Consider the following 12772-nt stretch of genomic DNA (forward strand, 5'->3'; position numbering starts at 1 on the left):
GGAGTGCGATTGATGAACGGGTCGGAAACCGCGGGCTCCACGATTCCCTCGCCGCACGGCGAGCCGATCGCGGTCATCGGCCTTTCCTGCCGCCTGCCCGGGGCCGCCGACCCCGACGCCCTCTGGGAACTCCTCCGCGACGGCAGGAGCGCGGTCACCGAGGCGCCGGCCGACCGGTGGTCCGCCGAACTCCTCGCGCAGTCAGGGGTGTCCGAGCCGGCCCGGGGCGGCTTCCTCGACGAGGTGGCCGCCTTCGACGCCGCCTTCTTCGGCGTCTCCCCGCGCGAGGCGCAGTCGATGGACCCCCAGCAGCGGCTCGCCCTCGAACTCGGCTGGGAGGCTCTGGAAAACGCCCGCATCCGCCCGGAACGGCTCCACGGCCACCGGACCGGGGTGTACATCGGTGCCACCGTCGAGGACTACGCCGTCCTCGTACACCAGCAGGGCCCCGAAGCGCTCGACCACTACACTCCGACCGGCCTCAACCGCTCACTCATCGCCAACCGCCTCTCCTACCACCTCGGTCTGCGCGGCCCCAGCATGACCCTGGACACCGCCCAGTCCTCCTCGCTCGTCGCGGTCCAGGCCGCGTGCGACAGCCTGCGCCGCGGAGACTGCGACGCCGCCCTGGCCGGCGGGGTGCACCTCAATCTCGCCCCCGAGAGCACCATCGCCATGGCCCGCTTCGGCGCGCTCAGCCCGAGCGGCCGCTGTCACACCTTCGACGCCCGTGCGGACGGGTTCGTACGCGGCGAGGGAGGCGGCCTCGTCGTCCTCAAGCCCCTCTCCAGGGCACTGGCGGATGGCGACCACGTGCACTGCGTGATCCGCGGCGGGGCGGTCAACAACGACGGCGGCGGGCCCGGCCTCACGACCCCGGATGCCGCAGCGCAGGAAGAGGTGCTGCGCCTGGCCTGCGCACGCGCCGGCATCCACCCCGGCGACATCGGCTATGTGGAGCTGCACGGCACCGGCACCAAGGTCGGCGACCCCATCGAGGCGGCCTCGCTCGGCGCCGCTCTCGGCACCGACCCACGACGGAGCACCCCGCTGCCGGTGGGCTCGATCAAGACGAACATCGGCCACCTCGAAGGCGCCGCCGGCATCGCGGGACTGCTGAAGGTGGTGCTGTGCGTGGAGCACGGCCACCTCGTACCGAGCCTGAACTTCGCGACACCCCACCCCGACATTCCGCTCGACGCCCTGAACCTGCGGGTGCAGACCGAGTCCGGCGCATGGACGGCGCAGGAGGGGCGGCAACTCGTCGCCGGGGTCTCCTCGTTCGGCATGGGGGGCACGAATGCGCATGTGATCGTGGGGCGCGCCGAGGAGGCCGAGCAGGCAGGGTCGGCTGAGGGAGGTGAGTCTGCTTCGTCGTCTTCCTCGTCGGCAGCGGGCGTCGTGGTGCCGTGGGTGGTGTCCGCGCGTTCTGCCGAAGCCTTGGCGGCGCAGGCGGAGCGGTTGGCGTCGCGGGTGGCCGGGACGGGGCTGTCGCCGGTTGATGTGGGCTGGTCGTTGGTGGCGTCGCGGTCGTCGTTCGAGCACCGGGCCGTCGTCGTGGGCGCGGAGCCCGGCGAACTGGCCGCCGGGGTACGGGCGGTGGCGGAGGGTCGCCCCGATGCCGCCGTGACACTCGGCGAAGCAACCGACCGCTCCGGCGGAACGGTGTTCGTCTTCCCGGGGCAGGGGTCGCAGTGGGCCGGTATGGCAGTGGAGTTGCTGGACACTTCGCCGGTGTTCGCGGGTCGGTTGGCGGAGTGTGAGGCGGCACTGGAGCCGTTTGTCGACTGGTCGCTGACTGCGGTCGTGCGTGGGTCTGAGGGTGCGCCGGGTCTGGAGCGGGTGGATGTGGTGCAGCCGGTGTTGTGGGCGGTGATGGTGTCGTTGGCGGAGGTGTGGCGCGCCCATGGTGTGGAGCCCGCGGCGGTCGTCGGCCACAGCCAGGGGGAGATCGCCGCGGCGTGTGTCGCCGGGGCGTTGAGCTTGACGGACGGCGCTCGTGTGGTCGCGCTGCGGAGCAAGGCGATCCGTGCGCTGTCCGGCCGTGGCGGAATGGTGTCGGTGGCGCTGCCCCGGCCTGACGTGGAGGAGTTGATCGAGCCGTGGGGTGGTCGGGTTTCGGTTGCTGCGGTCAATGGTCCGTCGTCGGTGGTGGTGTCCGGTGATGGTGATGTTCTGGGCCGGCTGGTGGAGGAGTGCCGGGAGCGTGAGATCCGTGCGCGGCGGATCGAGGTGGATTACGCCTCGCATTCGGCGCATGTGGAGTCGATCGAGGAGACGCTGAGGGAGGTCCTGGCGCCGGTCGCGCCACGGAAGTCGTCCGTGCCGCTGTTCTCGACGACGACGGGGGACTGGCTGGACACCGCCGAGATGGACGCCGGCTATTGGTTCACCAACCTGCGGCGGACGGTGGAGTTCGCGCCCGCCATCGAAGCCCTCACCGCGGCCGGCCACCCCACGTTCGTCGAGGTCAGCCCGCACCCCGTCCTGACCATGCCGGTAGGGGAGACGGTCGAGGCCGTGGGCGCCGAGGGGGTGGTCGTGGGCACACTGCGCCGCGGTGAGGGTGGTCTCGCCCGGTTCTACGCCTCACTTGGCGAGCTGTATGTGCAGGGCGTGGACGTCGACTGGTCCCCGGCCTTCGCCGCCCACCGTCCCCGGCTCGTGGACCTGCCGACCTACGCTTTCCAGCGGGAGCGGCACTGGGTGGAGCCAACCGCCGAGCGCCCCCGCCGGACCGCCACCTACGAGCCGGGCCGGTCTGTCGGCCACACGACCGACCACCCCACGACCGACGGCCCCACGACCGTGGGCTCCGGGGCGAGCCGACCGACACTCGACGTCGTACGGGACCATGCTGCCGCCGTGCTCGGCCACCGGGACCCCTCCGCGCTCCACGCGGGCCGGACATTCAAGGACCTGGGCTTCGACTCGGTCACCGCCGTAGAACTGCGGAACCGGCTGAACCGCGTCCTCACGGTACGGCTGCCGTCCACGGCGCTGTACAACCATCCTTCACCCGCCCGGCTGGCCCGCTATCTCGACGCCGAACTCCTGGGCGCCCCCCACACCTCGGAGCCGGCGCCCGGCCCGGCCACCGACCCCGACGAGCCGATCGCCATCGTCGCGATGGCCTGCCGCTACCCCGGTGGCGTGCAGTCGCCCGACGACCTCTGGCAGATCCTGCGGGACCGGGTGGACGCGGTCACGCCGTTCCCCACCGACCGGGGCTGGCCCACCGACGGGCTGTACGACCCCGACCCCGAACGCTCGGGCACCAGTTACGTACGCGAGGGTGGGTTCCTCGATGCGGCCTCCTTCGACGCCGGGTTCTTCGGAATCTCGCCGCGCGAGGCCCTGGCGATGGACCCGCAGCAGCGGCTTCTGCTGGAGACCTCCTGGGAGGCGCTGGAACGGGCCGGCATCGACCCGACGAGCGTTCGCGGCAGCCTCACGGGCGTGTTCGTCGGTGCCATGGCGCAGGAGTACGGCCCCCGGCTGCACCAGGCGAACCACCAGGTCGAGGGCCATGTCCTGACCGGAACGACCACGAGCGTGGCCTCCGGCCGGATCGCCTACACGCTCGGTCTCGAAGGACCGGCCATCACCGTGGACACGGCGTGCTCCTCCTCCCTGGTGGCGCTGCATCTCGCGGCGCAGGCCCTGCGCGCGGGAGAGTGCACCCTCGCGCTCGCCGGCGGGGCGACGGTGATGTCCCGGCCCGGCATGTTCGTGGAGTTCAGCCGGCAGCGGGGGCTCGCGCCCGACGGCCGGTGCAAGCCGTTCGCCGCGGCCGCCGACGGCACCGCATGGGGCGAAGGCGCCGGGATCCTGCTGCTGGAACGTCTGTCGGAGGCACGCCGCCACGGCCACCCGGTGCTTGCCGTGCTGCGCGGCAGCGCCACCAACCAGGACGGTGCCTCGAACGGCCTCAGCGCCCCCAACGGCCCCTCGCAGGAACGTGTGATCCGGGCCGCGCTCGCCGCTGCCGGGCTGCGGCCCTCCGAGGTCGACGCGGTCGAGGCGCACGGCACCGGCACGGCGCTCGGCGACCCCATCGAGGCGCAGGCGCTGCTCGCCACGTACGGGCAGGAGCGGGACGAGGGCCGGCCGCTGTGGCTCGGCTCGCTCAAGTCCAACATCGGGCACACCCAGGCCGCCGCCGGTGTCGCCGGGGTCATCAAGATGGTGCTCGCGCTGCGGCACGGCGTCCTCCCGGAAACCCTGCACCTCGACGCACCGTCCCCGCATGTGGACTGGTCGGCGGGCACGGTACGGCTGCTCACCGCGGCCCAGCCGTGGGAGGAGAACGGGCAGGTTCGTCGGGCCGGCGTCTCGTCGTTCGGTATCAGCGGCACCAATGCGCATGTGATCGTAGAAGCGTCTCCGGCCACAGCCCCGGACGAACGGGCCGACGGCGAGGGCCGGGCCGACGGCGAGGGCCGGGTTGCCGACGAGGACCAGGACGGCGCGGAAGCAGCGGACGGTGGCAGCGCCGAACAGCCCGTCGTGCCATGGGTCGTGCACGGCCGGACCTCGGACGCACTGCGCGCACAGGCATCCGCACTCGCCGCCCACCTCGACTCCCTCCCCGATGCCGCCCCCTACGACGTCGCGCACTCCCTGCTCACGACTCGCGCGGCACTGGAACACCGAGCGGCGCTCATCGGCGCCGACCGCGCCGCACTGCTCGCGGAGCTGCACGCCGTGGCCGCGGGCGACCCCGGCCCCCACACGGCCACCGGCGCCGTACCCACGTCCCCCGGGCCAGGAGCCGTGTTCGTCTTCCCGGGGCAGGGGTCGCAGTGGGTCGGTATGGCGGTGGAGTTGCTGGATGCTTCGCCGGTGTTTGCGGGTCGGTTGGCGGAGTGTGAGGCGGCGTTGGAGCCGTTTGTCGACTGGTCGCTGACTGCGGTGTTGCGGGGGGCTGAGGGTGCGCCGGGGCTGGAGCGGGTGGATGTGGTGCAGCCGGTGTTGTGGGCGGTGATGGTGTCGCTGGCGGAGGTGTGGCGGGCTCATGGTGTGGAGCCTGCGGCGGTTGTCGGTCACAGTCAGGGGGAGATCGCTGCGGCGTGTGTGGCCGGGGCGTTGAGCTTGGAGGATGGCGCCCGGGTGGTGGCGCTGCGGAGTAAGGCGATCCGTGCGCTGTCCGGCCGTGGCGGAATGGTGTCGGTAGCGCTGCCGTCGTCTGACGTATCGGATCTGATCAAGCCGTGGGGTGGTCGGGTTTCGGTTGCGGCGGTCAACGGTCCGTCGTCCGTGGTGGTCTCCGGTGATGCGGATGCGCTCGATGAGCTGATGGACGGGTGCAAGGAGCGCGAGGTCCGTGCCCGGCGCATTGAGGTGGATTACGCCTCGCATTCGGCTCATGTGGAGTCGATTCGCGAGGAGTTGCTGGAGGTTTTGGCACCGGTGGCACCCCGTCCGGCTGAGGTGCCGCTTTTTTCGACGGTGAGGGGAGAGTGGCTGGACACGAAGGCCATGGATGCCGGGTACTGGTTCACCAATCTGCGGCGGACGGTGGAGTTCGCGCCCGCCGTCGAAGCCCTCGTCGCCGCCGGCCACCGCACCTTCGTGGAGGTCAGCCCGCATCCGGTGCTCACCGTGCCGCTTCAGGAAACCGTCGAGGACGAGGGCGCGGATGCGGTGGTGACCGGCACCCTCCGCCGGGACGACGGAGGCCTCGCCCGGCTCTACACCTCACTCGGTGTGCTGTATGCGCACGGCGTGGACGTCGACTGGTCTCCCGCGTTCGCCGACCGCCGTCCGCACCGGGTGGAGCTGCCGACGTACGCATTCCAGCGGCAGCGGTTCTGGCTGGAGCCGGATGCTCCGGCGGTGGCAGCCTCCCCGGAGGAAGAGGCGTTCTGGACGGCCGTCGGGGACCAGGACGCAGCAACGCTGGCGGGGACTCTCGGCCTGCCCGGCGCCGAGGCCTTGGACGAGGTGCTGCCCGCGCTGTCGTCGTGGCACCGGAATCGGCGGCAGCGGGGCACCGCGGACGGCTGGCGCTATCGCGTCGTGTGGCGGCCCCTCACGGAGCCTGCCGCCCGGCAACTCGACGGCGAGTGGCTCGTGGTGGTCCCGGCCGGGTACGAGGACGACGCGCTGGTGCACGGCGCCCGCGAGGCGTTGGCGGAAGCGGGCGCACGCACCCACTCGCTGACGGTGGACGACCGTGCCGGGCTCGCGGACCTGCTGCGTCCCGGGCCCGGCCCCTTGGCCGGTGTGCTGTCGCTGCTGGCCCTGGACGAACGGCCGGACCGTACCCACCCCTGCGTTCCCACCGGCCTCTCGCTCACCCTCGCGCTGCTCCAGGCCCTCGGCGACGCCGGGATCGACGCCCCGCTGTGGTGCGTCACCCGAGGCGCGGTCGGGATCGGTCCCACCGCTGAGGCCGCCACGGGCGGCTCCGCGGGCGAGGACGATGCGCCGACGAACCCCGACCAGGCCGGGATCTGGGGGCTCGGGCGGGTCGCCGCGCTGGAACATCCGGAGCGCTGGGGTGGCCTGATCGACCTGCCCGGCCGGGCCGGTGGGCAGACCGCGGCAGAAGGTCGGACAGCAGCCGACGGTCAGGAAGTGGCGCTGCTGGCGCGGATTCTGGCAGCCGGGGGCGACGAGGATCAGCTCGCCGTCCGTGGGTCCGCCCTCTTCGGGCGGCGACTGCTCCCCGCACCCGTCGCCGGGAAGCCCCCGCGGCGCTCCTGGCGCCCGCGCGGCACCGTCCTCGTCACCGGCGGCACCGGAGCCCTCGGTGCCCATATCGCCCGCTGGCTCGCCGCCGACGGCGCGGAACATCTCGTCCTCACCGGCCGTCGTGGCGCCGACGTCCCCGGCGTGGCCGCACTGTGCTCCGAACTCCGTGACCAGGGCGTCCAGATCACCGTGGCGGGGTGCGACCTCGCCGATCGGCAGGCGGTGGCGGAGCTCGTACGGCAGATCGAGCGGGACGGGGAGCCGGTCCGGGCCGTGGTGCACGCAGCCGGTGTCAGCGCCCTCGGCTCGCTGGCGGAGGCCGGGCCGGCAGATCTCGCGGCGGCGCTCGCCGGCAAGGTCGCCGGAGCCGACCATCTGTCCTCCGCACTCGACCCCGCACAACTCGACGCCGTCGTCTACTTCTCCTCCATCTCCGGCACCTGGGGAGTGGCCGATCACGGTGCGTACGCCGCCGCCAATGCGCTCCTCGACGCCCGTGCCGCACGCGGGCGGGCCGACGGGCTGCCGGTGCTGTCGGTCGCCTGGGGCCCCTGGGCGGGCGGCGGCATGATCGCCGACTCGATCCACGACGTGCTGCGGCGCCGCGGAGTGCCCGTCATCGACCCGGACACCGCCCTCACCGCGCTCCAGCAGGCGCTCGACCACGACGACACCTCGATCGCGGTCGCCGACGTGGACTGGCGGCGCTTCCACAGCGTCTTCACTTCCGTACGGCCCAGCCGCCTGCTCACGGAGATCCCGCAACTCGCGGCGGACGAGGACGGAGACGGCGGCAGCGGTACGGATCGCGGCTCCGCCCGGTCGCCGCTCGCCGAGAAACTGGCCGGACTCGATGTCCGGCAGCGCACCGCAGCACTGCTGGATCTCGTCCGCGAACAGGTCGCCTCCGTGCTCGGTCACGACAAGACGGCCCCCGTGGACCCCGAACGCCCCTTCAAAGAGCTCGGTTTCGACTCGCTGACCGCCGTCGAGCTGCGTAACCGCCTGAGCCGGGCCACCGGGCTGCGGCTGCCCAGGACCGTCGTGTTCGACCATCCCAGCCCGGCAGCGCTCGCCGGCTACGTCGGCACCCAACTGACCGGCGCTGAGGAATCCGCCGCGCAGCCGGCCGCGGCGCCCGCCCCCCTCCCGGCCCCCGCAGACGACGACCCGATCGCCATCGTGGCCATGGCCTGCCGCTACCCCGGTGGCGTGCAGTCGCCCGAGGACCTGTGGCGGCTGGTACGGGAGGGCGTCGACGCGATGTCCGCCTTCCCCACCGACCGGGGATGGGACCTGGGCGGGCTCTACGACCCCGATGCCGACCAGCCGGGCCGGAGCTACGTCCGGGAGTCCGGATTCCTGGGCGACGCCGCTGACTTCGACGCCGAATTCTTCGGGATCTCGCCGCGCGAGGCCCTCGCCATGGACCCGCAGCAGCGGCTCCTCCTGGAGACCTCCTGGGAGGTCTTCGAGCGTGCGGGCATCGACCCCAAGTCCCTGCGCGGCAGCGGTACGGGCGTCTATATGGGCGTCACCGACCAGGAATACGGGAACCGCCTGCGCATGGCGGCCCCCGAGCAGATCGAGGGATATCTCGCGACCGGGGCGGCCACGAGCGTCGCATCCGGACGGGTCGCCTACACGCTGGGACTGGAAGGCCCGGCCGTCACGGTCGACACGGCGTGCTCGTCGTCACTGGTCGCCTTGCACATGGCGGTGCGAGCACTCCGCTCGGGGGAGTGCTCGCTCGCCGTCGCGGGAGCCGCGATGATCATGGCTGATCCCGGGCCGTTCATCGGCTTCAGCCGGCAGCGGGGGCTGGCGCGGGACGGGCGGTGCAAGCCGTTCTCGGCGGCGGCCGACGGCTTCGCCCTCTCCGAGGGCGTCGGTGTCCTGCTGGTGGAACGCCTCTCGGAGGCTCGCCGCAACGGGCACCCGGTGCTGGCGGTCGTCCGCGGAACGGCGGTCAACCAGGACGGTGCGTCCAACGGTCTCACCGCACCCAACGGTCCCTCCCAGCAGCGGGTGATCCGGGCCGCGCTCGCCGATGCCCGACTGTCGGCCGGTGAGGTGGACGCGGTGGAGGCGCACGGTACCGGGACGACGCTGGGCGACCCGATCGAGGCGCAGGCGCTGCTTGCCACGTACGGGCAGGAGCGGGACGCGGAGCGGCCGCTGTGGCTCGGCTCGGTCAAGTCGAACATCGGGCACACCCAGACCGTTTCGGGCGTGGCCGGTGTCATGAAGATGGTGCTCGCCATGCGGCACGGCGAGTTGCCGGCGACCCTGCATGTGGACGAGCCGTCGCCGCATGTGGAGTGGGCGTCGGGCGCGGTGGAGCTGCTGACCGAGGCCCGGCCGTGGACGGCCGAAGAGGACCGTCCGCGCCGCGCCGGCATCTCCTCCTTCGGCATCAGCGGGACCAATGCGCATGTGATCGTCGAGCAGGCGGAGGAGTCCGGGCAGGCGGAGCAATCTGATCAGGCGGAGTCGGCTGATGGAGGGGAGTCGGCTTCGTCGTCTTCGGCATCGGGTGTGGGTCCGGTGGTGCCGTGGGTGGTGTCCGGGCGGTCTGCCGATGCGTTGGTGGCGCAGGCGGAGCGGTTGGCGTCGCGGGTGGCGGGGACGGGGCTGTCGCCGGTTGATGTGGGTTGGTCGTTGGTGGCGTCGCGGTCGTCGTTCGAGCATCGGGCGGTCGTCGTGGGCTCGAAGACCGATGAACTGGCCGCAAAGCTAAGGGAGTTGAGCCCGGCTGCTGCGGTGGGTGATCCGGGCAGGACGGTGTTCGTCTTCCCGGGGCAGGGGTCGCAGTGGGTCGGTATGGCGGTGGAGTTGTTGGATGCTTCGCCGGTGTTTGCGGGTCGGTTGGCGGAGTGTGAGGGGGCGTTGGAGCCGTTTACCGACTGGTCGCTGACTGCGGTGTTGCGTGGGGCTGAGGGTGCGCCGGGGCTGGAGCGGGTCGATGTGGTGCAGCCGGTGTTGTGGGCGGTGATGGTGTCGTTGGCGGAGGTATGGCGCACGTATGGCGTTGAGCCCGCGGCAGTTGTCGGTCACAGTCAGGGGGAGATCGCTGCGGCCTGCGTCGCCGGGGCGTTGAGTCTGGAGGATGGCGCCCGGGTGGTGGCGCTGCGGAGTAAGGCGATCCGTGCGCTGTCCGGCCGTGGCGGAATGGTGTCGGTGGCGCTGCCCTCGTCCGACGTCTCGGACCTGATCAAGCCGTGGAACGGTCGGGTTTCGGTTGCGGCGGTCAATGGCCCGTCGTCCGTGGTGGTCTCCGGTGATGCGGATGCGCTCGATGAGCTGATGGAGGGGTGTCGGGAGCGCGAGGTCCGTGCGCGACGCATCGAGGTGGATTACGCCTCGCATTCGGCTCATGTGGAGTCGATCGAGGAGACGCTGAGGGAGGTCCTGGCGCCGGTCGCGCCCCGGAAGTCGTCCGTGCCGCTGTTTTCCACGGTGACGGGGGAGTGGCTGGACACGGCGGAGATGGATGCCGGGTACTGGTTCACCAATCTGCGGCGGACGGTGGAGTTCGCGCCCGCCGTCGAAGCCCTCGTCGCGGCCGGTCACCGCACCTTCGTGGAGGTCAGCCCGCATCCGGTGCTCACCGTGCCGCTTCAGGAAACCGTCGAGTCCGTGGGCGCGGATGCGGTGGTGACCGGCACCTTGCGGCGTGACGACGGTGGGCTGTCGCGCCTTTACGCCTCCCTCGGCGAGCTGTACGTCCACGGGGTGGAGGTGGATTGGTCCCCGTCCTTCGCTGCCGCTCGGCCGCAGCTCGTGGATCTGCCCACGTACGCCTTCCAGCACCGTCGTTACTGGCTGGAGTCCGGGCGGTCCTCGGTGGCCGGTGTTGTGGATCCGGTGGATGTGCGGTTCTGGGAGTCGGTGGAGCGGGAGGATCTGGAGGGTCTGGCGGCGACGTTGGGGCTGGCGGATCCGGGTGCTTTGCGTGAGGTGTTGCCGGCGTTGTCGTCGTGGCGGCAGGGCCGGCAGCAGCGGAGCACGGTCGACGGCTGGCGCTACCGGATCGTATGGCGACCCCAACCCGAGCCGGAGCGCGGCGAGTTGGAGGGTAGCTGGCTGATCGTTGTTCCCGCCGACCACCTGGACGACGACCTGGTGCAGGCGACCTCCCGCGGTCTCGGCGACCGGGCCCGCATCATGCCCGTGTCGGCCACCGCCGACCGTGCGGAACTGGTGGCACAACTGGCGGCGCTGGGCGGTACTGCCGATGAACCGCTGCACGTACTGTCGCTGCTCGCGCTGGACGACCGGGATGCCGGGGGCCACCGGGGAGTGCCCGGCAGTCTGCTCAGCACCCTGGCGCTCACCCAGGCACTCGCCGATACGGAGGTGAAGGCCCGGCTGTGGGCGGTCACCCAGGGGGCCGTCTCCACCGATGCCTGCGCGCGGGGACCGGAAACCCACCGGGTGTCCGACCCGGTACGTCACCCCGGGCAGGCGGCCATCTGGGGCCTGGCCCGAGTCTTCGGCCTCGATCACCACGAGCGGTGGGGCGGTCTCGTCGATCTGCCGGGGACCCTGGACGAGCACGCGCTGCGCCGCTTCCTGTCCCTGCTCAGCGGCGACGGCAGCAGCCAGGACGAGTACGCGATTCGCCCGTCCGGTGTCCATGTCCGGCGCATGGTGCGTGCGCCCCTCGACCCGTCGGCGGTGGCCGAGCCGTGGCAGCCGCGCGGCACGGTCCTCATCACCGGCGGCACCGGAGCCCTCGGCGCCCATGTGGCGCGGGCGCTCGCGGCCGGCGGCGCGGAGCACCTGGTTCTCGCCGGCCGGCGCGGACCGGATGCCCCCGGCTCGGCCGAGTTGTCCGCCGAGCTGACCGCACTCGGTGCGCGCGTCACGGTGGCCGCATGCGATGTGACCGACCGGGCCGCCGTGGCCAAGCTGCTGGACTCCTTCACCGACGAGGCCCCGCTGACCGCCGTCGTGCACACCGCGGGCGTCGTCGGCGAGGCCCGCCCACTCGACGAGACCTCCCTCGATGACGCCATGGCCGCCGTACACGCCAAGGTCTCCGGCGCCTGGCACCTCGACGAGCTGCTGGCCGATCACCCGCTGGACGCCTTCGTGCTGTTCTCCTCCGGCGCCGGAGTGTGGGGCAACGGCGGCCAGGGGCCCTACGCGGCAGCCAACGCCGCTCTCGACGCCCTCGCCGAATGGCGCCGGGCACAGGGCCGCCCGGCCACCTCCCTCGCCTGGGGGGCCTGGGCGGGCGGCGGCATGGTCGACGAGGCCGTGGCCGAGCAGCTGCGTCGCCGCGGTGTCCCCGCAATGGATCCCGGCCTGGCCGTACACGCGCTGCGGGAAGCCGTCGACCACGGGGAGACCACCCTCGTCGTCGCCGACATCCGATGGGACCGCTTCCTCCCCGCCTACACGGTCAGCGGGCCCCGGCCCCTCCTGGACGAGCTGCCGGACGTACGGCAACTGCTCGCGGGTCAGGAGGAGCAGGCGGACGAGGCCGGCGACAAGGGCTCGGACCTGCCGGACAGGCTGGCCGCGCTTCCGGAGCCCAAGCGCAAGCGCATGCTCCTGGACCTCGTCCGCACCCATGCGTCCGCCGTACTGGGGCACTCCTCCACCGATGCGGTCCGGCCCGCGCGGGCCTTCCGCGAGCTGGGCTTCGACTCACTGACCGGAGTGGAGCTGCGCAACCGGCTCAATGCGGCCACCGCGCTCACCCTCCCCGCCACTCTGGTCTTCGACCACCCCACACCGACCGCACTCGCCGAGTACCTGCGGGACGCACTCCTGCCCCCGGAACCGGACGCGGGGAGCGAGACCCCCGTGCTCCCCGAGCTGCAACAGGTCGCGAGCGCACTGCAAGCGGCCACCGACGACGACACCCGGCAGGCGCTCACCGATGGACTGCGCGGCCTGCTCGCCCACTGGGAAGGCCAGGCGACGCCGCCGGTGGAGACCGTCGACGACGAACTCGCGGAAGCGAGCGATGAGGACATGTTCGACCTGATCGACAGGGAACTCGGGATCGGCTGATCCGGAACGTACACCGACCGCCGGTTTCTTGAAGGGCTGACGCTAC

Annotated in this window: 1 protein-coding gene; it reads left to right on the forward strand. The window is 72.2% G+C overall.

Going from position 1 to position 12772, the window contains the following annotated elements; all coding sequences use genetic code 11:
• The first annotated feature begins 12 nt into the window (after positions 1-12).
• Positions 13-12726 (forward strand): type I polyketide synthase, encoded by a 12714-nt coding sequence (locus BKA18_RS36040; protein ID WP_366045092.1) that lies wholly within the window; start codon positions 13-15, stop codon positions 12724-12726.
• Positions 12727-12772 lie beyond the last annotated feature (46 nt).

The organism is Streptomyces auratus, assembly GCF_050433025.1.
GTDB lineage: Bacteria > Actinomycetota > Actinomycetes > Streptomycetales > Streptomycetaceae > Streptomyces > Streptomyces sioyaensis.

Coding starts and splice junctions, on each gene's coding strand:
- BKA18_RS36040 (WP_366045092.1), top strand. CDS start 13: ATGAACGGGTCGGAAACCGCGGGCTCCACGATTCCCTCGCCGCACGGC.